Genomic DNA, 25,976 nt, shown 5'->3' with positions numbered 1-25,976 from the left:
TCCCCTTAGATATAATGATCAATCAACAAAAATACAAACAACATCATTAAATAAACAATAGAAAACCGAAAGGTACGCATAGCGACTACTGCTCGTTCCGAACGATATAAAATAATCGCCCAATATAAAAAGCGTATACCGAGTAAACTAGCTCCGATTAGATAGAACCAACCACTCATTCCTACAACGAAAGGCAGTGCAGTGACCACGAGCAGCAAAATAGTATACAAAAGGACATTTAATTTAGTAAAAGCGACACCATGAGTCACCGGCAACATTGGAATTTCGGCATTTTTATATTCTTCTATGCGATAAATGGCTAAAGCCCAAAAATGTGGCGGTGTCCAAGTAAAGATGATTAACACTAAAAGCAACGCTTGCGGATCAAGATGGTTAGTCACAGCGGTCCATCCCAGCATCGGCGGTGCTGCTCCTGCCAAACCACCAATAACAATGTTTTGTGGTGTTGCGCGCTTTAAATAACCCGTATAAATTCCGGCATAGCCAATGAGAGAAATAAAAGTTAAGGCCGCGGTTAAGGTATTCACAAACAGGATTAAAATAGCTAAGCCCAGTACAGCCAGTATCGTTGCAAAATACATGGCTTGCTTCACGGATACTCTACCGCCGGCAATGGGTCTTTGTTTAGTACGTGCCATAATGGCATCAATACGCTTATCCACCAAGTGGTTAATGGTTGCAGCAGAACCCGCACAAAACCCAATGCCCACTAGGGAGGCGAAAAGAGTAGCAAGAGCTATCCATCCAGGCGCCGCTAAATACATTCCAACGACAACCGTCAGAAGCATAAGAGCCACTACTTTAGGCTTGCAAAGCTCTAAATAATCCCGCCAGTTAAGTTTGGTTAAACCTGACTCCGCATTAGCAACCATCGCCAACTCTCCTTTGCTCCGGTTTAGGGCCGTTTTGCGTGAGATAGAACATCATTAAAACTGTCGCCATGAGGACAGCAGCAATACCATTATGAGCCACAGCAATCCATAAAGGCAGTAAATAAACAACGTTCATTATTCCAAGAATGAATTGTATGCACACTAACAAGATTGCAACTACAGCCAGCCGTCTTAAGTAGTAGTTACTGACCTTAACTAACAACAAAATGGCTAAGGTTACAATATAAACTGCGGTTATCATCGCGCCTAATCGGTGGATATATTGGATGGTCATTCTAATATCATTATCCAGTACCCCACCTTGATAATTAGCTCCTACAGGCGAAAACAAGTTAAATCCCTGTGAGAAATGTAATTCAGGCAGCCATTGACCATTGCATTGAGGAAAGCCAATACAGGCGATACCTGCATAATTTGAACTCACCCAGCCGCCTAAAGCGATTTGGAAAAAGACAATTAAAGTGCCTAATAAAATCCAAAAACGCCATTGTGGTAAATTCACAGGCTTAGCAGAACTTAATTGCAAACGCAGGCGACTGAGGCAGGCAAATATGAGGATCCCCCCCAATAGATGCCCCATAACCACGACAGGTAATAATTTCAAGGTCACTGTCCACATACCCAATGCCGCTTGGAACAACAGCAACAGAATTAAGGTTAGCGCTAATTGCCAAGGCATTCGAACTCCTTGAGCGCGTCGCCAAATCACTGAGCCGGCAATGAATAATATCAAAAGTCCCAAAGTTCCTGCAGCATAGCGATGAGCCATTTCTGTCCAAGCTTTGCGAGACTCAATCGGTATTTGTGGGTACTGCTCCTGGGCCGATTGCAGTTTAGATTCCGCGCTAGGAAGAACCATATGACCATAGCAACCAGGCCAATCGGGACAACCTAAACCTGCATCCGTTAAACGCGTATAAGCACCGAGCATGACCACAAATAAGGCCAAAATCAGAGCTATCGTTGTTGCATATTTTATCGCTTTCAATTGCATTCGCTATCCACTCTTCTTCTCTGTACCCAATAATCGCTTAATATCCTGATAAATATCTTTCGGGTTGACGTTTTCTTCATAAGCCAATACTAAATAACCCTTCGGATTCGCAATAAGCACACGAGGCTTATCAACGAGAATAGGCAATTGCTTTAACGTCTCTTCGGATAAACGAGAGATATGAATATCGTGTTCACGCAGCATTTGAGCGTCAGCATTTTGCATGGCTAGGCTAGTTTCACTCAGCAACAACCATTGATCCACTTCATACAAATGCCGTCCTAAAGCAAGCCTAATACGCGCAAGCTTATCGACTGCTTGTAAGCATTGGATTTCACAATGAGTCGGATACCAAAGTACAAATCGCCATTTTTGTTTTCCATCTTCTACCTTACTCAGCAAGAGAGGAGGATTTAATAACTGCCCTTTATTGGTTGTAGTCGCATTCAGCCATTGTGGATTGCGATAGTACAAATAAGCAGTGAGGCCTGGAGCTGCAAAGATCAAGGCCAATAACACTAAAGTCAAATAATTACGTTTAGTCATATTTTTTCATCAAATTTAATGCAATAAAAAGGATTAAGATCACTAAGGCCATCGCAAACCATTGGAGTGCATAAGCATAATGCCGTTCTGGTGGCATAGCGACGATAGACCATTCACGCACATACCCTTGGGCATTGTCCTTATCGAGGCGAATGATAAACGGATATACCGATTTATGCAAAAACTGGCCGATTAATTTTGTATCAATGCGCTCAATGATCGTTACATTATCTTTTTTCCTTTCGTAGGCCGGTCCCAAAACCCAATTTTTGTCAGAGGGATAATAAGCATAACCCTTTAGCGCTAGGGGAGCAGTTGGCACTGTAATTTTAGGTAACAACTCTCTATTGAGATCTCCGGCAACCCAGCCCCGATCAATGAGCACGACCTGATTATCGTTTAATTGCAGAGGATTAAGCACATGATAGCCGAATTGGTGCTGGTAATGCTGATTATCCAAAAGCAATATTTGCGGTAAAAAGTTTCCTGCAACTTGCAATTGCTGATATTGCTCAGGCCTTGCTGCGCCAGATTTCCAGATAATAGGCGCTTGTTGTGCAAAATTCGCCTGTACAGCCAACATTTGCTTTTTTTCTTCAGCGCGCGCTAATTGCCAAAATCCTAAACGCAAGAAAACTGCAATAAATAAACAACTAAGAATTACCATCCACCATTTAGGCGTGAAACGACGATTAAAACAGGTTAAACTGACCATCTTTACTAATACTCAACTTAGAAGTTTCGGGAGTATATCAAATGTTAACCAAAGCAATCATCATTATAACTATGTTGATTATTTTATTTTCCTTAGGCAGTGGTTTAGTTTTCCTCGTGCGTGATGAAGGCAAAACGAAGCGAACTGTCAAAGCCCTAACCTGGCGTATTGCTTTATCCTTGGTGTTATTTCTGTTTCTCTTCATCGCATTTAGTCTTGGTTGGATTAAACCCCATGCTGTTTAATCTTTTCCATCTAGTTCCTATCGAGAAGGTTCTGAATTATAGTAGTGTTTCAATGGTTTTCTAAACAGCGATCAAGGATGATGAAGATGTATAAACTTTATTCACTGGGCACTCCAAATGGAATAAAACCAACGATAATGCTTGAAGAATTGGCAGCACCTTATGAAATTGAAATAATTAATATCCGCGAAGGTGAGCAATTCACTCCAGAGTTTTTACGTATTTCACCTAATAATAAAATTCCAGTGATCTATGATCCTGAAATGGATTTTTATCTCTTCGAAAGTGTTGCCATTCTCCAATACCTTGCTGAAAGACATCAACGCTTTTTACCAAAAGATTTAAAAGGCCGTTTCAATGTACTGAAATGGTGTTATTTCCAAGTTGGACATGTTGGACCTATGTTTGGCCAATACGGCCATTTTTATCGCTATGCTTCAGAAGAACTCCCTTATGCAAAAAAGCGCTATGGCGATGAAGTCTTGCGTTTAATGGGGGTCATGGATAAGCAACTTCAACAACATTCTTACATCAGTGGGACTGACTACACGATTGCAGACATGGCGATTTGGCCCTGGCTTTATTGTTATGAAAATTTCTATGAAACTCCAATTAATGAAAATGAATTTCCGTATTTAGTAAAATGGTATAAAACGATCGGCAAACGACCGCAGGTAAAAGCGGCTATTGCAGCTTATGAAACTTAAAATGGCAGCATTAGTCAGCAAGCCTTTGAAAAATAAATAATTTGATTAATTTAATTTCAGTCTGATTATATATTTTTCTAGACAAAGATTGCCTCGTGCCAATTACAAGAAATTCAATGCAAACAACCTTGACATCATCAATTTAACCTATCTACACTGTCTAAGGCTATAAGTCTCAACTCATAGCTCTTTCTCAATTTTCGGTAAATCTAAAAAGGAACTTTTATGAATAAGGTTAAAGCGACTGGTACAGTATTAGCTCTAGGTGCAGCAGCAATGTTTGCAATGGCGCCTGTTTATGCATCTTCTTCTGATGCTTCTTCTACTACAGTTAACTGCAAAGGTGTTAACGCTTGTAAAGGACAAGGTAGCTGCAAAACTGCTACTAACTCTTGCAAAGGTCAAAACTCTTGCAAAGGACAAGGCCTAAGCGCTATGACTAAAGACCAATGTGAAAAAGCAGGTGGAACTGTAGAAGCTTCTGCTACTGGCAGCACTGATTCAAGCACTGGCACTTCTCAGTAATAAAAGGATACCAGGTATGCCTTGCATACCTGGATTTTAATACATGGCTCATCACAAATTACCCTATTTGGGCTTCGGCTTAGGCTTACGACCTGAGCATTATGAAGATATTTTGCTACTCAAACCCGATGTCGATTGGTTTGAAATTATTAGTGAAAATTATTTAATCCCCGGCGGCAAACCGCTTTATTATTTAGATAAAATTCGCGAGAACTACCCCGTGGTCATGCATGGTGTTTCTCTATCGATTGGCAGTGCTGACCCGCTTGATCGAGTCTACCTTAAAGAATTAAAATCATTAGCCGAACGTATAAACCCTGTTTGGATTTCCGATCATTTATGTTGGACTGGTGTCCAAGGGTTAAATATGCATGATTTACTACCGATACCTTATACGGAAGAGGCTATTGCGCACATAGTTTCCCGAATTAAAGAAATACAGGATTATTTAGGACGTCGCATTCTGATTGAAAATGTTTCAAGTTATCTTACTTATATCCAGTCTGAAATGACGGAATGGGAATTTATTTCCGAGATCGCTAACCAAGCTGACTGTTATCTTCTTCTGGACGTTAATAATATCTATGTCAGTTCAATCAATCACAATTTCGATGCGCTTGAATATGTGAATGCAATACCGTCTGAACGCGTAGTCCAAATTCATCTTGCAGGCCATTCTGACTACGGTACTTACATTATCGACACTCATGACGCGCCAATTATCCAGCCTGTTTGGGATTTGTATGCGAAAACCATCGCCAAATTAGGTCCTAGGTCGACGATGATCGAGCGTGATGACAATATTCCTCCTTTAGCTGAGTTATTGGTGGAATTAAATCAGGCCAGGAAAATCATGGAAAATTCGCACTCTGAAGAGTTATTAGTATGACTGATTTACTTCACCTACAAAGTCAGTTTCAAAATTACTTATTAAAAAATCAGGTGGATATCGAAAAATCAATTGTGTCTACTGAAAAAGTTTCAATCAATCAGAGGCTGGGTATTTATCTTGATGCTTATCGTTATCGGTTGCTTGACTCTTTAGTAAGTAATTTTCCTATTCTGAGTACTTATTTAGGCCCAAAAGAATTTCACCAATTAGGTGGAAATTATATTGATAAATTCCCTTCTTCCTATCGCTCAATTCGCTGGTATGGTGACTCTTTTAGTGATTATTTAAAACAGCTTAATAAGCCTTTCTTAGCTGAATTAGCTGAGTTTGAATGGAAAATGACGCTTAGCTTTGATGCAGCAGATGATGAGATATTAAAAATTGAACATATGGCTAGCATTCCTCCAGATTCATGGCCTGATCTGCAGTTTAAACCTCAGGCCTCTCTTCAGCGTATGGATTTTGCTTGGAATACAGTAAAAATATGGGAAGCAATCTCTAACGAGCAGCCAATAGAAAAACCAGCCAAAAATGCTGAGATAGCACGCTGGGCTTTGTGGCGTCATGATTACATTAATCGTTTTTATACCCTTGGAGAAGATGAAGCCTGGGCACTTGATGCCTTAATCAAAGGCTCCTCTTTTGGTGAATTATGTGAAGGACTCTGTCAATGGTTTGAAGAAGACGAGGTAGGCCTGCATGCCGCCTCTCTCTTGAAGGGATGGATTCAATCAGGGTTGTTAGCAGCAGTTATTTAAAGGAAGGTACAGTTAATGCGCATAAGAAACAGTGAAACACATTTCGGTTTAATTACTATTCTACTCCATTGGATCATTGCCATTTTAATTATTGGCTTACTCGCTTTAGGCTTATATATGGTTGATCTGCCAATCAGTTTAGAAAAACTTAAACTGTATGGCTGGCATAAAGAATATGGTTTATTAGCTCTTGCCTTAGTGATCCTGAGACTAGGATGGCGTCTTATCAACATCACACCTAACTTGTCTATTCCCTTTCTTGAGAAAATCGCTGCTCGAGCTGTGCATTGGGCGTTCTACGGTTTTATGTTTGCTATGCCAATTACAGGATGGCTTGTCACCTCATCAGCCGGCCTTCCCGCTTCATTTTTTGGCTTATTCACCTTACCTGATCTAGTCGGACCTAATCATGAAAATTTAGTATTTTTTACCAGTCTCCATGAATGGCTAGGTTATGGATTAATCGCTACGATCATTCTTCATACCCTTGCCGCGTTGAAACATCATTTTATTAATAAAGATGATATCTTGCGGCGGATGATTTCATAAATCATCCCCAGCAATCCAAGTATTGGACAAAGATTGTATTAATAGAAAACTGCTCGTAGGTGTATATAACAAATTTAGTCAAAGAATTTAGGAACAGAAAACAAGTTCGTTGACTACTTAAATACCACCTGAACTTCTCTCCAATGCTATTATTAATTAATAAGCCCAGGAGACAACTCAAGTGCAATCCGATTTTATAACGATCATTTTAGGTTTTATAGAAGGTTTTGCCCTTATTATTTCACCTTGTATTCTACCCATCTTGCCCATTGTACTCGCTGGCTCACTTGCCGGGTCTAAAAAACGTCCATTGGGAATTATCATCGGTTTTACCCTTAGCTTCGCCTTAGTTGCCTTCTTTTCGCGTAAATTTGTTCAATATACGGGTATTGATTTAAACACGATTAGGCATCTCTCCTACCTTATTTTGCTCCTTTTAGGTCTAATTATGATTTCTACTTATTTGACCGAAAAATTTAGTCGTCTTACGCAAAATCTCGCCAATGTGGGCTCATCGTTTTCTTCCGTGATTAATCCCCAGGGTGGATTTTACAGCGGACTTTTAGTGGGTGGGTTGATAGCCATTATCTGGACGCCCTGTGCTGGGCCTATCTTAGCCGCGGTGATTGTCCAGACAGTTATTCAGAAAACAACCATTATTAGTTTTTTCACTCTCCTCGCTTTTGCATTAGGAGCAATCATTCCGATGTTTATTATTGCTCTTTATGGGAGAAAAATTATCGAAACCTTTGGCTTTTTTAAACTAAAAGCTGGGCTTTTTCGTAAAACTCTAGGAGTGATTATCATAGCCAGTGTGGGCTATATGATTTATCAAGATGAGGGTTATGCTGTCCCCTCTGCGGCACCTGAAACCACTATTCGCACTGTAACTGATTTAGAAGATGGCCTGTGGGTTCCCTACAAGGCGCCAGAAATTGAGGGCATTTCAGCCTGGATTAATTCACCACCATTAAAGATTGGTGAGCTAAAAGGAAAAGTGGTACTGATTGATTTCTGGACCTATTCCTGTATCAATTGCGTTAGAACCCTGCCCTATTTAAAAGATTGGTATAACAAATATCACGATAAGGGTTTGGTTATTATTGGCGTGCATTCGCCCGAATTTGATTTTGAAAAAAATTTAGCAAATGTAGAAACTGCAGTGAAACGCTATGGCATTCTTTATCCAGTCGCGCTTGATAACAATTTTGAAACTTGGCGAAATTTCAATAATCATTATTGGCCAGCTCACTATTTGATCAACAAAAAAGGAGAGGTGGTTTATCAGCATTTTGGTGAAGGTTCCTACGATGTCACTGAAAATAATATTCGCTTTTTATTGGGAATTGATAATTTAAGCCAAGTGAAAGCAACGACCAGCGAACCTTATTCTTATTTTGAAACGCCAGAAACTTATTTAGGCTATGCACGTGCAGACCGGAGTTCAAGTCCCTCTTTGACTCATGACGAAATTGCCCAATACCATTTCCCAGCAGAATTACCCAAAAACGCCTGGGCTTTGCAAGGCGCTTGGCAGGTGAATGAGGATAAAATTATTTCTGCTGGAGCCAATGCAGCGCTTAAAATCCATTTTAATGCACGTAAAGTTTTTATTGTTATGGGTAATAGCACACAAAAACCGATTAAAGTTCAGTTACTCTTAAACAATAAACCATTAACAGGCGATAAAGGAAAAGAGGTTAATAACAGCAGCATTTTGGTAGATAAAGATTCAATTTACGAAGCGGTGACTGAAAAACAATTTACTAGTGGGGTCTTAGAAATTATTGCGACTGAGCCTGGGGTGGAGATTTATACCTTTACTTTCGGAAATTAAAAACAGGGATTAACTAATGAATTTTGGGGATGAGAGTCGCCACGCCATCTGCTCTATGTCAGGCTTTAGCCTAGCGCACACAAGCGGGGGATTATGCGGAACAAACTAAATGGAAAAAACCGCCCTTGATGATCTTATTCAAATTAAACTTAGTTAAAGGTCACGCATTCCTTTGTGGAATCCAGCCAGTCAAAATTTTCTCTGTATAAAAAAAAATCAGAGGGATAGTATCTGTTTTTTTTTTTAGCGGTGAACAACAATGAATGAGTTTTTTGAAGCAATTGAGAATGGTGATTTAGACGCGATTTGGCGAATGAGAAACGATAGAGACATGGATATCAATTTTATAAATGCAGAAAGAAACCTCTCCCCATTAGGAGTAGCCATTGTAAATGGGAATGAAGAAGTCACAAAGTTATTACTTAGATTTGAAGGAATCGATGTCAACCAAGAAATGCCCTATTTAGATAGAAGAACTGGCCAAGAGTTTAAAATAACACCTTTAGGAATTGCTGTAATGGTGAATAAGCCGGGTATCTTACGAATCTTACTAGGAGAAAGAAATATCGATCCTAATAAGCCTATTTTGGGCCAAAACGCGACCCCCTTAATGGTGGCGATAGGACAAGCGAGCAGTACGGAATGCATAATAGAATTGAGCCCAATGGCCAATCCACAGCACAGAGATATTTGGGGACGCACGGTTGCGGACTATATACACATGACTAAATTCGCTAAAAGCAAAGGATATCCTAATCTATTCGCCTTAGAAAATGCGCAAGGGTCTATACTATCACCTGAGCCTCTTTTTAATCCTATGCACGCTGCTGATCAATCACAGCATAGACAGGTACCTCATCCCGCACGGCATAGACAAGTCCCTCATCCCGCACAGCATAGACAAGTCCCTTATCCAGCACAGCATGGACAAGTCCCTCATCCAGCACAGCATGGACAAGTCCCTCATCCAGCGCATCATGGAGAGGTTCATCCAGCACAGCATAGACAAGTCCCTTATCCAGCACAGCATAGACAAGTCTCTCATCCAGACCAGCATAGACAAGTCCCTCATCCAGCTCAGCATAGACAAGTCCCTCATCCGGCACAGCATAGACAAGCCCCTCATCGAGCACAGCATAGACAAGTCCCTCATCCGGCACAGCATAGACAAGCCCCTCATCCAGCACAGCATAGACAGGTCCCTCATCCAGCACAGCATGGACAGGCTCCTCAACTCGCACAGCCTAGACAAGCTCCTTATCCAGCACAGTATAGGCCTACCACTCGTACAGAACTGGAACCTAGAAATATTCCAAACATAGGTATTGCCAATCCCATCATAAGAATTCGCCGCTCAGATATAGACAGCTGGAGTAGAATAATAGAATCATTACAAGAAAAATGTCGATTAAACGATGAAGTCATTGCAGGTCTACGCGATGAATTAGCAAGAGTTAAAGATGAACAGCAAGCTCAAGGATTTCAACTGCTAAACCTATTAGCAGCAAATAGTGCGAGAAATTCTGAGACCTCAACCACTACGAGCAATACTAATAACGAGAGTTCTGATGAACCTCAATCTGGGATTATTGATACAGACACACAATCTCATTATGAGCAGAATAATCATCCATTCTTTAATCGTCAAAATAGAATTAGCATCGCTTCTCTATTGAATGATGAGACGCCTAAACCGAGTTAGCCACGGAGATACGCTAGACCTCAGGAAGATAGACATTGTAGATTGAACCTGGGCCCTCCACGAAAGCGGGCCCCAGTATATATAGCCTTTGCCTAAGCTAAAGCGTTTTAATCACCGTCGCTAACCCTTCTATAGTAGAAAAATTTGCTGAACTGTAGGTTTTGATTTGGGGCAGCGAAGCCGCTACCATATTTTTTAAGGCTGCACGTGGGCCCAACTCAAGAAAATTCGAAATACCATATTCTTGTGCAATACGCATAGTTCTACCCCAGAGCAAAGGCTGCGAAAGTTCTTGCGCCAAAATGTTTGTCATGGATTGAGCATTATCACTAAGCTCCTGTGTCAGCGCATTAAGGATTGGATAATTCATTACACAGGATTGAAAAGGTTGCAGATAAACAGCAAAAGCATTGGTCGCTTCGCTGAGAATAGGGGTGTGGGAAGGTAAATCCACTGCAAGCTTTATTGCTCTCAATACCCCCATTGATTTTGCTTCTTCAATTAAAGCAGATAAATCCGTTGACAATCCTCCGATAATGTAGTGATCTTCAGCATTAATGATTGCCACATAACAGCTATGATTTTCAGTTAATTTTTTAACTTGCTCTGGATTAACTCTTCCTTTTAAAACAATTAATCCACAAGGCTGATTATTACTGTGTTCTTCAGCGGATTTTTGCATTATCAACGCACGATTTTTTACGAGTTCACACAGTTCTTTTGCGCTTAAATTTATACTCACACAAAAGGCCGATACTTCTCCTAAACTATAGCCACAGAGAAAATCAAACCCTAAATTAATTTTCTCCTTGAGGGAATAAAAGGTTCCCACTGACAGACTAGTTATTAAACACTGAACTTGTATAACATCCGCACAGGCCTGACTAACAATATCCTCGTCAAATAAATCAAGGTTCATTGCGGCGCTTGTCTCCCTCAGCCAAATTTTTCCGTAGGGATCGGCACTTAATTGAGCAAACATTTTGCTATGTTGCGAACCTTGTCCTGAAAAAGCAATCAATAATGACATCGTAGCTGCTCACTAAATAATTGGCCAAGAAACCATAAAACAGCAATCAAATCAGCAACTTGACCAGGACTTATCCCATCCTGTGAAAAGGCATGATGAGTCTTCTCAGCTTGCTGTAGGCGAGTTTTAAGACAAGAAATCATTAAAATTTCAGCCGCAATTTGTTTAGCATAATCTAAGCCAGATTTTCCTTTTCGATAAAGCCCATTCGTATCATCAACTTTGTTTAAAAGTTCTAAATAAGCAAATCAACAAACTGTATCATTGAGTTTCTTCATATAAAGCAATGAAAGCCGGTAGTAATTCAAAGATAAAATCATAGCCTCGAATAGAAATACAGCGCTCTAACGGCTATTCTTGCTAAAAATTTAGCGACAACTTCTTCAGTCGCATAAGGTAGGATAACGTTCATAAACGGTCTCTCGCAATCTAATTCGACTTTATTTCGCTGTTTAAATATGTTCAGCAAAAGCATCCACAAGACAAACCTTTATTGATCCATTCTGCAACTTGTTTACGCGCCGATTTTGATGACAAGAATGGACAGCAAAGAATCTGAATGATGGGAGCAGGTTCTTTGAGGGAATAAACCGATCTCTGAGAAAATATTGGAGGGGAACTCCCAGAGAGCGGTTGGGCATTAATATAATAGATCGTGGCTTAGCCTGACAGCTAACGACCACAACTATAGATGACAATTATTTTCGGACAATCAGCCCATTTTGTACTGATTTAACGCCGGCAATTTTTCCAGCGATATCGCCTGCAGTATCACTTTGACGAATTGTCTTCACATAACCACTCAGAGCAACAGTTCCTTTTTGCGTCTCAACATGAATTCGCTGTGTGGAAAGATCTTGGTGACTTGCAAAAGCAGAATTGACCGAAGAAGTAATCGTTGCGTCAGAAGGTCCTACTCTAAAAAAATTTTCATTTGTCAGTGATTGGCATCCAACTAATAGCGCAAAACAGAGCCCGATTAACCCTTTTAGATAGTATTTTTTCATAGATTTTTCCTCAATGTGCCGATTAGATGTGCAACCTTAACACGTCTTGATTAGAATTTCTAATTGAGATGGATTTTTAAAAAATAAATTTGTCATTAACGAATTAAAATTAGATTTTTAATTCTTTTTTTAAATAAATCCGATCATGTCCCAACAGATATTTTTCAATGCGTCCAAGCTCATAAAACCCCTGTCGTTTATAAAACTCAAAGGCTTGAAAATCGAAAGTATCAACAAATATTTGCTTTAAATTTTTGAGTCTAGCTTGGGCGAAAATTTCATTTATCAAACGGGTACCAATTGATTTCTTTCGAAAATTTTCTTCAATCCATAAAATATCAATATAAAACGCATCACTGTGTTGCCAGACAGAGGCCCCACCGATGATGGTATTTTTCTCATCTCGAGCGAAGACAAAAAATTGACTTGCCTTTTCGTGAATACAACTGGCATTAAAATCAACAATGCCTTTCCTCAAAATAGTACTGTCAGCCTCACTTGGATTGCTTTCCATCATTAATTGGATATCTTGCACCATGAGCTAACCTTTATCGCGCAGTAAAGCGTGTAACCGGTCAATCTCCTTTAATAATTCAAGAGCAAGTCCCGCACCGGCTAAATTGACTCCTAAATCCTGATTTAAGCGCAATACAGTGCGGATACAGCGCAGCGCTTCGTCATCGAATTTCCATTCCTCCTTCTCATCTTTTTGCGCAGAAATAATTCCTTCATCAATAATTTCAATAACGGTCTCGCGAGAAATTCCAAAAGAAGTAGTGACTTCAGTCAAGGATAAGTAAAACCATTCCTCACTTTCCGCTTTGACAGGCTCTTTTTTAGGCTCAGTCATTTGCTCACTCCTAGTTTTTCTCGTGGGTTAAAATGAATGGTGTTTGCCAATTGCTCATACAATTTTGTCGCTTGTGCATTCTCGACTTGAGGAATGGCAATTTCGAGTGTGATGTATTGATCCCCAGCAGGATTACCCGGCAACCCTCTACCTTTCAATCGCATTTGCTTGCCGGTTTGCGAAAGCTTAGGAATTTTTAAATTCACAGGCCCCGCCAGAGTCGGGGCTTGAATCGTGGCACCTAGTGCAGCTTCCCAGGGAGCAATCGGCACAGTCAAATGAATATCTCTGTCTTGTAAACTATATAAAGGATGAGGATTGATATTAATTTCAATGTACAAATCACCGGCATGTTGATGAGGCCCCTTACCTCCCTGCCCCTTTAGTCGAATTTGTTTTTTGTCACCAATACCTTTAGGTATCTTCACCTTCACCGCACGTTCGTGATATTGAACCTGTCCTAATTTATCGATAACGGGGGTCTGTAGTTGTAAGGTTTTTTCTGCGCCGAAAAAACTATCTTCTAAACTAATGGCCAACTTGGCATGGATATCCCGTCCCTGATCATAAAATGAACTGGATTGTTGCTGCCCATAACGCTCGCGAAAAATACTATTAAGAAAGTCTTGAAAATCGGCGGCTTGATCTTCATCAAAATGTTGACGATGTTGATAGGATTGTTGATCAGCCTGTGGATTATAACCCGCTTGACCTTGCTCCTTCCAATATTGGCCATAACGATCGTATTTAGTACGTTTTTCCGGATCACGGAGTACGTCATAAGCCTCACCTAATTCCTTGAACTTTTCTTCAGCGCTTTCTTCCTTACTGACATCAGGATGGTATTTTCGCGCAAGTTTGCGATAGGACCGTTTAATTTCTTCCTGACTCGCTCCACGTTCAAGCCCCATTATTTTGTAATAATCTTTATATTCCATGGTCCTGATTGCTTTAAATTATTTAATTCATTTTGAGCGACCAATAAGAGACTGTCAATTTATAAGTGCTTGCTTTAGAAATCGGTTCAGGTCGAGGAGGCCGTGGACCAACTCGAAGCCTTATTTGGTTAGCCAGTTTTAGGGGGTACTGATCCAACCAATCACCCAATACATTTAAGGCACACGAGGAGGCTTACCTAATGCTTTTTCAACCTTTTCGACTGTTCGTTTTGACTCAGGTTTAAAAAAGGTCTGATCCACTTTTTCCAATACTCCCTTCACTTTTTCTCTTGTTTTCTGATGACCATACTTATCGGTCATCGTTTCTTTGACTCCGTTAAGATAAGTTTTAAGCGCTGGTTGAGCTTTAAAATGGGTGGCATAAAAGGATTTATCAGAAAAACTATACCCACCAAAAAATCCTCGTACCACTTCACGTTCGGGATCAAAAATTGTAGGGTCAGAGACGGCAATCGCGCGATGATCAAATTTCATATAAGGTACTTCCTGACCAAGCAAAAGCAACGCCGTCCCTACATATTTTTGCTGCAAGGGAGTACCGGACTCTAGACCTACAGGATTTTTTGCTGAAGGAGGAGCATCATAGCGAGCTAACATCTCACTGGCCATGCCAATAGCAAATTGAACACGAGCAGCTACCACAGCAGGATCACTTTCATCACCTTCTGGAAACTTAGTTATTGTAAATTTCACTTTTGGTGGCTGTGCAATACGATCTGGTTTTCTATGATCACTCATCGCAAAACTAGCTTGCTGTTCCTCAATGTAGGTTCCAGTAACTTTTGGTTTATCGGGATTAATAGTGTGTATTCGCCCCTGACCAGGTCTTAATGAATGGACAATCTGATAATTTAAGGTTCTCTGTCCGACCAAAGAAAGATTTCTCTGACCTGTTCCCTTAGGTACATAATCCCTTCTAAAGAAAGTACTTTTATCTTCCATACCGAAATTATCATAATCACTCGAGAAACCAAGGAAGTTAAGATTAAACCGACCTGACCTAGCCTGGTTTATTGTCTCTACAAGACCTTGCTGCAAAAGGGAATTGGTTGCTTTTCGATCGCCATGAAATAGCTTTTGCAGAGGCTCATGAAGAGCTAACTCGGGTTGTATTTTTGCTAAGACTCTACCTATTATTTGTCGACGGGTTTTGAGGGCGATTTTGTGATCAGAACTGTTCGGTAAATGGGCCATTTCCGAATCAGTTGGCAAACTCACTAATTGATCCCTTAAATCAGCTCGCAAGATTTTAAGGTATTCAACAAGAGAAGTACAATTTTTAGCCAAATTCTCGTAATGAGTACCTAATTCGTCAGCATGCTTTTGAGCTTCAGCCTGAAATCCTGGATTAAAAAAATGTATAGGAGACAAGCCTGCTAAGGTTCTTAAATCTTCTTGAATGTCTTTATCAAGCCCAATGATCTCTAGGAGGTTGGTTTCAGCATCCTTTAGTTTTTTCGTTTTATCATTTTTAGTTAAAGTGGCATGATATTGTGCAGGATCCAAAAACAGTACTTTACGTGCTTCTCTGCGTTCTTTTAATTTTTCAAGTCTTTCTTCTGCTGCACCAGTGAGCTCTAAGAGTGCAGCATCTTCAAACACACGTCTGACCAACTTCCGATCAAGTCCTGCATCTTCTAAATCCTCACTAGCGACAGCATTGGAAATTTTGTTGAGCATTTCATCGTCTTTAGATCTTGCAATCACCTCTATTAAAGCAGTTACAGCTTTTGCTTGAGCTTCACGGTAAGGATTGTTCACAACTACCGATTCTTGAATACGCCTTACCTCTTCACTCTTTAGATAATCCAGACGTTTTTCAGCTAATTCAGCAAGATAGTAATAGGTATCCTCGCCAACCAATGAGTCTACGTCTCTAGGTTCCAAACCTATCTTTAAATCTGCATTGCTTTGAGCACGAATGACGCTATGTAATAAACCTTGATCATCGGTTGTTTCAATGGTTGCTTTTAGATAATTGTATGTTTGCCTATCTTCGTCTATACGTTGCGCTGCTATTTCGGCAAGTTCTTGATAAAAATCAAGACTTCGCAATGCATCTACGTAATAGGCATCTAGCCTGGTGATATCAATTAAATCTTGATTACTAGTAACGTGCGAAAAGGCACGCAAGAAATCTAAATCCGCACGCTTTTCTACATCCCTTATAAGTACATTCCGCGCTTCTTCATCTAAAATATCTAATTTCTCGTTAGCTACCACAGCAATTGCCAGATAAGCCTTACCTCGTAAAGCGGCAACATTATCGTCATTTAAACCTAGGCCTAATAAATCAGTATTGGTTGCCTCATCTCTTTCTGCAACATTAACTATCTCATTTAGCAGATGAATATCGCCAGATTTCTTAACCTCTTTTATCAAAGCTTTAAATGCTATCTCGCCCAAAGTATCTAAACGTTCGTTGGCGACAGCTACAATTTTCTTGAAAGCAAATTCTGACTTTAAAGCGCCCACATGTTTTTCTTTCAAACCTATATGGAGCAGATCATCATTGCCTTGAGCTTTAGCAATATCCTTTAACAGCGCAAAATCATTGCTATCTTTAAGTTTATAATTTATAGCTTTAATTGCTCGTTTCTCATTAGCTATTATTAGCGCTTCTTTTAGAGTATCTACTTCACCACGTATTTTTTCCGATTCTTCGTTTAACCTTTTGTTTGAATCCCCAAAAAAACTTTCTTTTTCTTTAAAAGCTTCGTGTAAATGATTTAGTTCAGACCCATGCTTTTCTTTGGCGTCAGTGAACGCTTTTGCTGAATCCTCTGCTTGTTTTTTCAATAATTCTTGCAGTGCAGAAACCTTCGCTTCATGCTTCTTGCTTAATTCTTCGAGCGCTTGCTCACCCGATACTTTCCCTTTTTGCAGCTCTTCTTTTATCTCTTTGACTTTAAGCCCTAACTCGCTCTTTTCTCCTTGCTCGGAGGCCAGTAGTTTCTTAGACTCTTCGAGCTCTTTTTCAAGCTGAGCTTGCTCTGATTCATGCTTTTCTTTGGCGTCAGTGAACGCTTTTTCTGAATCTTCTGTTTGTTTTTTCAATAATTCTTCTAGCGCAGAAACCTTCGCTTCATGCTTCTTGCTTAAGTCTTCGATCGCTTGCTCACCCAATAGGTTCGCTTTTTGCAGTTCTTCTTCTATCGCTTTCACTTTAAGTGTTAGCTCGCTCTTTTCTCCTTGCTCGGAGGCCAGTAGTTTCTTAGACTCTTCCAGCTCTTTTCCAAGCTGAGCTTGCTCTGATTCATGCTTTTCTTTGGCGCCAGCTAACGCTTTTTCTGAATCTTCTGTTTGTTTTTTCAATAATTCTTCTAGCGCAGAAACCTTCGCTTCATGCTTCTTGCTTAAGTCTTCGATCGCTTGCTCACCCAATAGGTTCGCTTTTTGCAGTTCTTCTTCTATCGCTTTCACTTTAAGTGTTAGCTCGCTCTTTTCTCCTTGCTCGGAGGCCAATAGCCTCTTAGACTCTTCCAGCTCTTTTTCAAGACCCACTTGCAGTGATTCATGCTTTTCTTTGGCGCCAGCTAACGCTTTTTCTGAATCTTCTGTTTGTTTTTTCAATAATTCTTCTAGCGCAGAAACCTTCGCTTCATGCTTCTTGCTTAAGTCTTCGATCGCTTGCTCACCCAATAGGTTCGCTTTTTGCAGTTCTTCTTCTATCGCTTTCACTTTAAGTGTTAGCTCGCTCTTTTCTCCTTGCTCGGAGGCCAGTAGCTTCTTAGACTCTTCCAGCTCTTTTTCAAGATGAGCTTGCTCTGATTCATGCTTTTCTTTGGCGCCAGCTAACGCTTTTTCTGAATCTTCTGTTTGTTTTTTCAATAATTCTTCTAGCGCAGAAACCTTCGCTTCATGCTTTTTGCTTAAGTCTTCGATCGCTTGCTCACCCGATAGGTTCGCTTTTTGCAGTTCTTCTTCTATCGCTTTCACTTTAAGTGTTAGCTCGCTCTTTTCTCCTTGCTCGGAGGCCAGTAGCTTCTTAGACTCTTCCAGCTCTTTTTCAAGCTGAGCTTGCTCTGATTCATGCTTTTCTTTGGCGCCAGCTAACGCTTTTTCTGAATCCTCTGTTTGTTTTTTCAATAATTCTTCTAGCGCAGAAACCTTCGCTTCATGCTTCTTGCTTAAGTCTTCGATCGCTTGCTCACCCAATAGGTTCGCTTTTTGCAGTTCTTCTTCTATCGCTTTCACTTTAAGTGTTAGCTCGCTCTTTTCTCCTTGCTCGGAGGCCAGTAGCTTCTTAGACTCTTCCAGCTCTTTTTCAAGCTGAGCTTGCTCTGATTCATGCAACTTAATCGCTGCTGATAAAATCTCTGCTGCTTGTTCCGTTTGCTTTTCTAACAAGGCTTGCTGCTTAGATAATTTCTCTTCATAGTCTTCGCCTAGACGTTTTAACTCCGCTTCATTCGCTTCTTTGGCCTTAAGTTGTTCTGCTTTAAGTTGGTTAATTTCTTCCGCAAGTTGACTGTTTCCTTCTTGCTCGCCTAAAAACTCTTCCTGCTTCACGTCTAATTGTTTTTGTAAAAGTTCGCGTGCTACTTCATGCTCTTCTTTCGCCTTGACTAACCTTTCTTCTGCATCCTGGACTCGTTTTTCTGATAGCTCTTGCTGCTTAGATAATTTCTTATCATAATCTTCGCCTAGGCGTTTTAACTCCGCTTCATTCGCTTCTTTAGCCTTAAGTTGTTCTGCTTTAAGTCGGTTAATTTCTTCCGCAAGTTGACTGTTTTCTTCGTGCTCGCCTAAAAACTCTTCCTGCTTCGCGTCTAATTCTTTTTGTAAAAGTTCGCGTGCTACTTCATGCTCTTCTTTCGCCTTGACTAACCTTTCTTCCGCATCCTGGACTCGTTTTTCTGATAGCTCTTGCTGCTTAGACAATTTCTTATCATAGTCTTCGCCTAGGCGTTTTAACTCCGCTTCATTCGCTTCTTTGGCCTTAAGTTGTTCGGCTTTAAGTTGGTTAATTTGTTCCGCAAGTTGACTGTTTTCTTCATGCTCGCCTAAAAACTCTTTCTGCTTCGCGTCTAATTCTTTTTGTAAAAGTTCGCGTGCTACTTCATGCTCTTCTTTCGCTGCGGATAAAATCTCTGCTGCTTGTTCCGTTTGCTTTTCTAACAAGGCTTGCTGCTTAGATAATTTCTCTTCATAATCTTCGCCTAGGCGTTTTAACTCCGCTTCATTCGCTTCTTTAGCCTTAAGTTGTTCAGCTTTAAGTTGGTTAATTTGTTCCGCAAGTTGACTATTCCCTTCGCGCTCGCCTAAAAACTCTTCCTGCTTCACGTCTAATTGTTTTTGTAAAAACTCGCGTGCTACTTCATGCTCTTCTTTCGTCTTGATTAATTTTTCTTCCGCATCCTGTGCTCGTTTTTCTGATAACTCTTTCTGCTCATTAAGCCCATCGTAGTCTTCCTTTAAATGATGTAATTCTTTCTCAATGGCTTCTTTCGCTTTTTCGTATTCTTTAATCTCATTTTCAAGCCTATGATCGTCTACTAACGCCCTGATCAAAGCACTCACATCGCTAGTTTGTTTGGCAAGGTCTACCATTACTTGAGGAAAATCGACTTGTATTGGTTCTTTGCCTACTTCTTGGGCCTGCAAATTAACTTCGCCAAGTAATTTCTCGTAAAATAGTTTTGCGGCGGAATCGTGCGGTGCGGCATCGTTTAGTTTGTCGAAAAGAAATTTCTTGGCCGAAAAGGATAAGGCTGAATTTTGTAGTAAATCACGAAGCTGATCGTGATAAATTGAACTTTGAGCTTGAGTAATAAACCACTCCCGATTGACTAGGAGAGCGACTATTCGTGCGCGTTGCTGTTCTTCGGAAGCGTCTTTGTAATTATCGCAAATGGAATCCAACAATAGCTTAACAATGTCAAATTGCTGAGAGGGATTCACTGCTTTAGTATTTAAATAATTTTTTAGTGGATTAACAGGATCTGTGTTACTCAGTAAATGAACCAAAATAGTTGCGCTATCCTGCGGACAAATTTCTTTAATCGTTGCAATATAGGTGGTCAGATACTCAAGCTGCCCTTTTTCTAAAATATAATTCAGTACAGTTTTTCCATGCTCATCGCTTTGAGTAAAAAATTTCACCCATTCTGGGCCTGACAATTCAAGTTTACTAGCGAGCTGAACTAACTTTGTAATCGCTGAAAAATTGCCATTTTCTGCAGCAATTGTTGTGGGAATTGGACTGAGTAATTCCGACTCGATTGCTAGAAATTCGTGAGCAAGTTTAGGTTCAACTGCTAATTCATCAATGACATAAGAAGTCGCTGCATCGCGTAAAAAAAGATGATAGGGCGATAGATCATCGGGTGGAAATTTCATTCCTATGATTTCATTAACACCTAACTTTTTATCTGGGTTTAAGTCGTTATATTGCTTAATAATTTCATCAAAAAATGCTTTATTTCCCAAGGCTGCACACAGGTGAAGAGCGCGCTGAATCGCTTTCTCTTCCACATCAGCTGGCATTATTTTTAGAATTGCTTCTAATTGAGGAGGATTATTATTCCGTATAATAATATCTAAGCAACTAGTCGCCCATTTTATATAAGGAGCACCCTTTTTACGATTTGATCCAGGTCCATATTCGTTGAGTAATAATTCAAATATTTTGTCTTCCGATGCGCCAGCAGTTTGTAAGGTTTCAATGAGTTTGGTAAAGACTGAATTCAGTCCTTGATCAGCAGCATAATGCAATAAAGCATGTTGCTCGACATACTGAATAAACAAGGGATTTTTTTCAGTAATTTTAGATAAGAGGGCGACAAGAATTTCATCTTGCTCACCTGCTATACATTCTATTAATAAAGCGCTTCCAGAAGTCCCTTCATTCAGAAAATTATCTGTAAAATCACTTTGATCAATGACTTTAGTTAAGATTTCAACAGCTACTTTTTTCTGTTTTCTGGTATTGGGAAAAGTACATAAAATTTCCAATAAACTTTTGTCTTGTGGTCGCTTTAGCAGATCATAAAATGAAAGTTCTTTTCCTTTTTTCTCTTCTTTTCTTTCTTTTTCTTCCTCATATTGATTAATCAAGTTATTGAGAATATCAATATCTTTCTGAGATTTTTGATAAGATTTATCCTGTAATTTGTCGTAATCTTGTAAGCACCGTTGCGCTAAATTAAACTGCTCTTTTAGCTGAGATTTTTTAAGACCATCACCGCTAGCAACTGCATCATGTACTGTTGAAAGGATTCCCTCAATATTCTTAACCAGCTCTGCTTCGGGACTACTCGCCTCCGTCATTTTTTTCTTTAATTGTTCTTGCAACGCTATCAATCGGCGATACAAATGCATAGGCTCTCCCTCTCTTTGATTCGAGGGAATATACATGACGGCGTTTAACTGATTGTAAAACTCCTGACTAGCTAGATTTTCATCACTAGCGACATCAGCACCGCAAGCAAAAAATTGGTTAAAGTCTTTAATACTGACAACTTTTAGCCCTAGAGGCTTTTGATCGTCAGCTTCTAAAATACCAGGTACTATGTAATCGTTGACTGCACGTCCTTTCACTAAAGCAAAATAGGCTTGGCGATTACAAATACCAAAGGTCATTGCCGTTAAAGCCCAATCATCCAGAGAGGTATCGCCGGCATTTAAAGAAGTATTGTAGCTTGGATCTCTTCCTTCAATCGATCTACGCTTTCTGTCAACTCCTAAAACCTTTGGACTGATATAAGGAAGAGTGCCATTGCGCTCCCCATGTAAAATTTCTAATACTGGATTAATGCCGAACTTAATCTGGCCTTTGATATCGATCTCAACAAAACGTCCAGACTCGTCAGCACATTGTTCATTATTGCCGGTGAACTTCGAATCAGGTCCGAAAACTTCAGCAAAAACTTCAGGAGCGGTCTTTTTCTCACCTTCATATTCGCGAGAAAATCCACCGGTTGCCCAGTCGATATATTTGACTTGATAACTACCCTCTGCGTTTTTTCTGAAGAGAAAATTCTCTGGTTTGATGTCATTATGCGTAAAATTTATATCTTCTAAACGCATTGACTCATCTAATACGGCTTGTGCTAGAGCAAGCATCTCTTTTAAATCAGATGATATTCCTTCCTCAGAACGAACCACAGGATCATGGTAGCCAATATTGTTTTTAGCGTAGCTGTTTAATTTTTTGCTCACGGCATCTGCAAAGGTTTTCCCTTTTGCTCGTGGTATGAGCGTGCGATATTGAATAGGTCTCCCTTCTTCCGAGTAGAGGGCTCCCTTTGGTCTGAGTTTGTCCGTTACTTTCCAGGTTCGCGGCTTTTCAGTTTCAACCAACTGATCCTTTTTTTCTGCTCTCAATAGATTTTCGACCACATGATATTCAGCCAAATAATGCGAGTCATTTCTTGAAGCAAGCGGTCTTGTTCGCGGATTAAGAAAGCTGGATTCTTCAAACGTGGTCTTTTCGCTGGTGGGAATAAAACCTTTCTTCATCGCTTTGTTCAAACCATTCAGCAGATCTTCAACTTCTTTAACCGCAGCATATTGCCCCACACCCAGTAGACGCAGATGGGTGAATAAGCGTTTTTTCTTGGTTCCAGGACTAGCATAAGCACTATCAAAACCTTCAAAGGGAGCAATAACCCCGCGGCTACCGCCGTAAGATAATATGAATTCTTCTTTCCCAGGTGGTTTAGTAAGAGAATAGGGTAATTTCACATTATTTAAATCAATTTCAACCTCGATTTCATCGAAGTTATGAATAACCTTAATCGTCAGAGGCGATTTAGAGGTATAAGGTATTTTAAAATGAACGTCTTCTATTTTTTTAGGAGCAATCTTTTCTGCTATTTGTTTTATCGCTGAAAAATAAGCGGCTTGTTCCTCATTTTTTAAAGCCGGTTCCCCCTTAGCTGTGCGCTCCATCAGCTCAACTAGCTCTTCAGCCATAAGATGAAGATCATCTTTTGTTCTTGTCTGCTCTTCTTTACTGAGTCCAAGTGTTTTAGACATTTCAAGATATTCTTCCAAGAAGATTTTCGTAATCCCTTCGATTTTGCCGGCTGGTTCTTCGTCGGATGCAAAAACAGCTCTTAAACGTTTTATTTTTTCTTTTCGCTGTCCTTCAGACAAAGAAAGTATTTTTGCTTTATCGACAGTAGAGCGAGTGTACTTAGGTATATCTGTTTCTTTAAGCTTGGCTATTTGCTTGTAGAGTTCATCGACCTCTTCTTCCAACTCAACCATTTTTAAAGCAGAAGAATATCTACCAGCCCCAACTAGATTAAAAGCTTTCTGAAGTTTTTCAGTTTCAAAAGCCTTTTTTATTTCGACTGGAAAATCCTTTTTAGATTTAAGCTGTGAATAAAAAAATCTCAACTCTACTAACTTACACAATAATATTTGATCATTATTATTTAAATCTAATTGGCTAATTTTATTTTCTACATTATCTTCAACTTCTTTTTTAACTTTCGCGAAACCTGTAAGTGGTTTCAATTGTGAAAAAATATTATCTACTGCTGTTTTCAACCCTGGAATTTCTAAAGCGGCAAGATAGTTTTTATCTCTTATTTGTAAAAAAGCTTTTGCTATTTCTTGGGGGAAATTAATTTGCGGAGTAAGATAAGGAGCACTTAAATTTAACTCTAATAGTCTTGATAGTAATTGTATTTTTCTAAGATCGGTTAACTCTAAATGACGGACTAATTCCTCTCCCTGCGCTTTAGTTTCACGTTTGATATCAGAGAAATGGGCTAAATACCCACTAGCTTGGCATTGGGGAAATAAAGCAATAACTTGCTTTTCGATATCTAAAATCGTTCTTCCAGTAAAAGAATGACAGGTAATTGCACTAGAATCAGCACGGAGAACCATCGAGTAAGCCCCGAGTCCAAAACCAGCTGGTAAAATATTACCTAGAAGGGTCTCAGCAATCTTTTGTGTCGGTTGGTTGAAACTAAAAACACTAACCCTGATTATTCCATCCAAAACTTCAACTACAGGCTGATCAAAGTTCTTGTTTAAAGCTCTTCGTATTGTTGCAAGAGCTGTATCCTTATCACTTGCTCTATCTTTTGAAGCCTCTTGAAAAGGAGACGTTGCGTCTCCTTTTGCAAACAGTGTTTTCCCTTTCCTTTCTGTACCCCTGGCTTCTCTTACAGCCTCAAACGCAACTTCTAATTTTTGCTTTTTTAAAGTATCTTCAAATACTAATTTATCATCGACGGAAGAATTAGTTTTTGAACCACGCTTTTTAGCTTGAGGTTTAACTTTTTGATCACTAGCTTTATATACAATTTCATAGGCAGATTGTTCATTCAGTAGTTTGAATTTTTTATCCCTTTTTAGATATCTTATTTCGGTCAAATTAGCAAATGAACGATCCACTAAAGAACTTTCTGTAAACAGCTCAATATCTCTGATTTGACCCCTTGCCCAGAATAAATCTTTCTCTGCATTTTTCCGTACTTTTTTCGCGTATTCCCGACGATCTTCTTGACCAAATCTTAATTTATTAAAAAGGTATTTTCTTTCAATGAACGCGTTAATTTTCTTGGTATTATCCCAATTTTCGGAGGGTGATATCTTTAATTTCTTCTCAACTTCAGATAGTAAATCAGAGATTGATTTTCCTGCAGCACCTCTATAATCACTAATATTATCAAAGATAGCTGATTTACCAACCTCAGGTATTTGCGCAGTTAACACATTGAGAAAATCTTGATATTGTCGATATCGAGGTTTAATGCTATTTGTCGCCGTTATTTTTTCACATTCGCGCCGTACTAATTCATAAGTAGCCATTTGCACTAGTTTATGGCTTTGAATCCGCAGCTTCTCATCAGTTGTAGCCTCATAGAAACTCATTGCCTTATTTATCATCTTATTGAGATCAAGAAATGGCGTTTGCAACTGTGATTCTTGTTCTGACTGATCAAGCTTAAAAAGCACTTCAATATACAAGCGAGTTTGCAAATTTTTAATTTGAGGTGGAGCATCAGATAAAGTATCGGAGAGATGTTGGAGATTACGGAAATAAACAGCAAAGTTAGATATAAATTTATCAATATCAATTTCTGGCTCTTGCTCAAAATTCAAAGCACTACCAAGGGGAGCAATAATACCCACTTGATTATTAAGATGCTTTAACAGAGCCTCTTGTTTTTCCCTGTAAATTTTCAACTGTTCATCTGCAAATTTATTATCAGGAATTGAAAGAGGTAATCGTTCCAAATCTTCTTTAATTTTTTCCGAATTAGTTTTTAAATCATTAATCGCATAATGAATTAATATATCACGAAGTAATTCAGCAGATTCATCAGCAAAATTAATCAGATTAATTCCATCAATAAACTTTTTGCAATAAGCCATCCAGAAAGCTCCAATGTGGCATTTTCATTCTATAATTTTATCTCTTTATTCTTAAGATAAACTTAATGATTTGCGAATTAGTTATGTCGCGTTTCTGGGGGTTATTTTTTTGAGTAATCAGCAACAAAGAATTATTAACCGATGCTAGTAACAGTTTGTTTCAATCGCTGCATCACCCGATCTACCCCTCGACATCACTACGCACCTATAGTCATTATAATATAACATATGATTATTTTTTAATCCCTGTGCCCCTATAAAATACATTCTGTTTATTATCAATGAGTTAGATTGAGCAAAGTAAAAAATAAATGCAGAAAATAATAAAGCGAAGGATTCCATTGCAAAAAGGACTACACTTTAAATTGAAGGTGAAGCTCACTCACCTAAGTTAGAACCAGCT

The 25,976-nt window shown here is 39.4% G+C and carries 18 protein-coding genes and 1 pseudogene; 8 read left to right on the top strand and 11 right to left on the bottom strand.

All coding sequences use genetic code 11. The annotated features are described in order from the left end of the window. Positions 1-5: 5 nt before the first annotated feature. Genes cyoE through Ldro_RS05910 form a run of 4 tightly spaced genes read right to left on the bottom strand, consistent with a single transcriptional unit; the run spans position 6 to position 3,169 of the window. Positions 6-893, bottom strand: a complete 888-nt coding sequence (gene cyoE / locus Ldro_RS05925; RefSeq protein WP_058495482.1) for a heme o synthase — start codon at positions 891-893, stop codon at positions 6-8. After that, a complete protein-coding gene (locus Ldro_RS05920; RefSeq protein ID WP_058495481.1) occupies positions 883-1,908 on the bottom strand; it encodes a COX15/CtaA family protein in 1,026 nt (341 codons plus the stop codon). Before Ldro_RS05920 ends, cyoE begins: the two co-directional genes overlap by 11 nt. Before the next feature lie 3 nt (positions 1,909-1,911). Further along, entirely contained in the window at positions 1,912-2,454 is a 543-nt protein-coding gene (locus Ldro_RS05915; RefSeq protein ID WP_058495480.1) for a hypothetical protein, read from the bottom strand. After that, positions 2,447-3,169, bottom strand: coding sequence for an SURF1 family protein (locus Ldro_RS05910; protein WP_058495479.1), 723 nt, complete (start codon positions 3,167-3,169; stop codon positions 2,447-2,449). Before Ldro_RS05910 ends, Ldro_RS05915 begins: the two co-directional genes overlap by 8 nt. Before the next feature lie 41 nt (positions 3,170-3,210). On the opposite strand from Ldro_RS05910, the gene Ldro_RS05905 reads away from it, so the two are divergent. The 8 genes from Ldro_RS05905 (at position 3,211) to Ldro_RS05870 (ending at position 10,384) form a co-directional block, all read left to right on the top strand. Next, positions 3,211-3,414 carry a twin transmembrane helix small protein gene (locus Ldro_RS05905; RefSeq protein WP_058495478.1) on the top strand — a complete coding sequence of 68 codons (204 nt, stop codon included), beginning with the start codon at positions 3,211-3,213 and terminating at the stop codon, positions 3,412-3,414. Between the two features lie 86 nt (positions 3,415-3,500). Further along, complete coding sequence (locus Ldro_RS05900) at positions 3,501-4,121, top strand: glutathione S-transferase N-terminal domain-containing protein (protein WP_058495477.1); 621 nt, start codon at positions 3,501-3,503, stop codon at positions 4,119-4,121. 225 nt (positions 4,122-4,346) lie between these two features. Beyond that, on the top strand, positions 4,347-4,646 hold the full coding sequence (bufA2, locus tag Ldro_RS05895) for a BufA2 family periplasmic bufferin-type metallophore (protein ID WP_058495476.1): 300 nt from the start codon (positions 4,347-4,349) through the stop codon (positions 4,644-4,646). Between the two features lie 43 nt (positions 4,647-4,689). Then, complete coding sequence (bufB, locus tag Ldro_RS05890) at positions 4,690-5,535, top strand: MNIO family bufferin maturase (protein WP_058495475.1); 846 nt, start codon at positions 4,690-4,692, stop codon at positions 5,533-5,535. After that, a complete protein-coding gene (locus Ldro_RS05885) occupies positions 5,532-6,296 on the top strand; it encodes an HvfC/BufC N-terminal domain-containing protein (protein WP_058495474.1) in 765 nt (254 codons plus the stop codon). Before bufB ends, Ldro_RS05885 begins: the two co-directional genes overlap by 4 nt. A 15-nt stretch (positions 6,297-6,311) precedes the next feature. Continuing rightward, positions 6,312-6,845: a cytochrome b gene (locus tag Ldro_RS05880; RefSeq protein ID WP_058495473.1), complete on the top strand. Its 534-nt coding sequence runs from the start codon at positions 6,312-6,314 to the stop codon at positions 6,843-6,845. A 181-nt stretch (positions 6,846-7,026) separates the two neighbouring features. After that, positions 7,027-8,682, top strand: coding sequence for a cytochrome c biogenesis protein DipZ (locus Ldro_RS05875; protein WP_058495472.1), 1,656 nt, complete (start codon positions 7,027-7,029; stop codon positions 8,680-8,682). A gap of 259 nt (positions 8,683-8,941) precedes the next feature. After that, on the top strand, positions 8,942-10,384 hold the full coding sequence (locus Ldro_RS05870; protein WP_058495471.1) for an ankyrin repeat domain-containing protein: 1,443 nt from the start codon (positions 8,942-8,944) through the stop codon (positions 10,382-10,384). A 97-nt stretch (positions 10,385-10,481) separates the two neighbouring features. Here Ldro_RS05870 and Ldro_RS05865 read toward each other — a convergent pair whose 3' ends face one another. From Ldro_RS05865 to Ldro_RS05840, 7 genes and pseudogenes are all read right to left on the bottom strand, one after another. Next, entirely contained in the window at positions 10,482-11,414 is a 933-nt protein-coding gene (locus Ldro_RS05865) for an acyltransferase domain-containing protein (protein WP_058495470.1), read from the bottom strand. Further along, positions 11,402-11,599, bottom strand: a pseudogene (locus tag Ldro_RS16755) (triphosphoribosyl-dephospho-CoA synthase); the annotation flags it as partial. The gene Ldro_RS05865 and the pseudogene Ldro_RS16755, both read right to left, overlap by 13 nt. A 513-nt stretch (positions 11,600-12,112) precedes the next feature. Next, positions 12,113-12,421 (bottom strand): BON domain-containing protein, encoded by a 309-nt coding sequence (locus tag Ldro_RS05860; protein ID WP_058495469.1) that lies wholly within the window; start codon positions 12,419-12,421, stop codon positions 12,113-12,115. A 109-nt stretch (positions 12,422-12,530) separates the two neighbouring features. Continuing rightward, entirely contained in the window at positions 12,531-12,959 is a 429-nt protein-coding gene (locus tag Ldro_RS05855; protein WP_058495468.1) for a GNAT family N-acetyltransferase, read from the bottom strand. Between the two features lie 3 nt (positions 12,960-12,962). Beyond that, entirely contained in the window at positions 12,963-13,271 is a 309-nt protein-coding gene (locus Ldro_RS05850) for a chaperone modulator CbpM (protein ID WP_058495467.1), read from the bottom strand. Next, positions 13,268-14,209 carry a DnaJ C-terminal domain-containing protein gene (locus tag Ldro_RS05845; protein ID WP_058495466.1) on the bottom strand — a complete coding sequence of 314 codons (942 nt, stop codon included), beginning with the start codon at positions 14,207-14,209 and terminating at the stop codon, positions 13,268-13,270. Before Ldro_RS05845 ends, Ldro_RS05850 begins: the two co-directional genes overlap by 4 nt. Positions 14,210-14,383: 174 nt before the next feature. Then, positions 14,384-25,573 (bottom strand): hypothetical protein, encoded by an 11,190-nt coding sequence (locus Ldro_RS05840; protein WP_058495465.1) that lies wholly within the window; start codon positions 25,571-25,573, stop codon positions 14,384-14,386. Between the last annotated feature and the right edge of the window lie 403 nt (positions 25,574-25,976).

The organism is Legionella drozanskii LLAP-1, from assembly GCF_001467585.1.
Classification (GTDB): domain Bacteria; phylum Pseudomonadota; class Gammaproteobacteria; order Legionellales; family Legionellaceae; genus Tatlockia; species Tatlockia drozanskii.
The sequence above is the reverse complement of the archived record's forward strand: the minus strand, read 5'-3'. Positions and strand labels throughout refer to the sequence as shown.

Bases quoted from the DNA above. Each gene is read 5' to 3' on its own strand.
- cyoE (WP_058495482.1), bottom strand. From the start codon at position 893: ATGGTTGCTAATGCGGAGTCAGGTTTAACCAAACTTAACTGGCGGGAT.
- Ldro_RS05920 (WP_058495481.1), bottom strand. From the start codon at position 1,908: ATGCAATTGAAAGCGATAAAATATGCAACAACGATAGCTCTGATTTTG.
- Ldro_RS05915 (WP_058495480.1), bottom strand. From the start codon at position 2,454: ATGACTAAACGTAATTATTTGACTTTAGTGTTATTGGCCTTGATCTTT.
- Ldro_RS05910 (WP_058495479.1), bottom strand. From the start codon at position 3,169: ATGGTCAGTTTAACCTGTTTTAATCGTCGTTTCACGCCTAAATGGTGG.
- Ldro_RS05905 (WP_058495478.1), top strand. From the start codon at position 3,211: ATGTTAACCAAAGCAATCATCATTATAACTATGTTGATTATTTTATTT.
- Ldro_RS05900 (WP_058495477.1), top strand. From the start codon at position 3,501: ATGTATAAACTTTATTCACTGGGCACTCCAAATGGAATAAAACCAACG.
- bufA2 (WP_058495476.1), top strand. From the start codon at position 4,347: ATGAATAAGGTTAAAGCGACTGGTACAGTATTAGCTCTAGGTGCAGCA.
- bufB (WP_058495475.1), top strand. From the start codon at position 4,690: ATGGCTCATCACAAATTACCCTATTTGGGCTTCGGCTTAGGCTTACGA.
- Ldro_RS05885 (WP_058495474.1), top strand. From the start codon at position 5,532: ATGACTGATTTACTTCACCTACAAAGTCAGTTTCAAAATTACTTATTA.
- Ldro_RS05880 (WP_058495473.1), top strand. From the start codon at position 6,312: ATGCGCATAAGAAACAGTGAAACACATTTCGGTTTAATTACTATTCTA.
- Ldro_RS05870 (WP_058495471.1), top strand. From the start codon at position 8,942: ATGAATGAGTTTTTTGAAGCAATTGAGAATGGTGATTTAGACGCGATT.
- Ldro_RS05865 (WP_058495470.1), bottom strand. From the start codon at position 11,414: ATGTCATTATTGATTGCTTTTTCAGGACAAGGTTCGCAACATAGCAAA.
- Ldro_RS05860 (WP_058495469.1), bottom strand. From the start codon at position 12,421: ATGAAAAAATACTATCTAAAAGGGTTAATCGGGCTCTGTTTTGCGCTA.
- Ldro_RS05855 (WP_058495468.1), bottom strand. From the start codon at position 12,959: ATGGTGCAAGATATCCAATTAATGATGGAAAGCAATCCAAGTGAGGCT.
- Ldro_RS05850 (WP_058495467.1), bottom strand. From the start codon at position 13,271: ATGACTGAGCCTAAAAAAGAGCCTGTCAAAGCGGAAAGTGAGGAATGG.
- Ldro_RS05845 (WP_058495466.1), bottom strand. From the start codon at position 14,209: ATGGAATATAAAGATTATTACAAAATAATGGGGCTTGAACGTGGAGCG.
- Ldro_RS05840 (WP_058495465.1), bottom strand. From the start codon at position 25,573: ATGGCTTATTGCAAAAAGTTTATTGATGGAATTAATCTGATTAATTTT.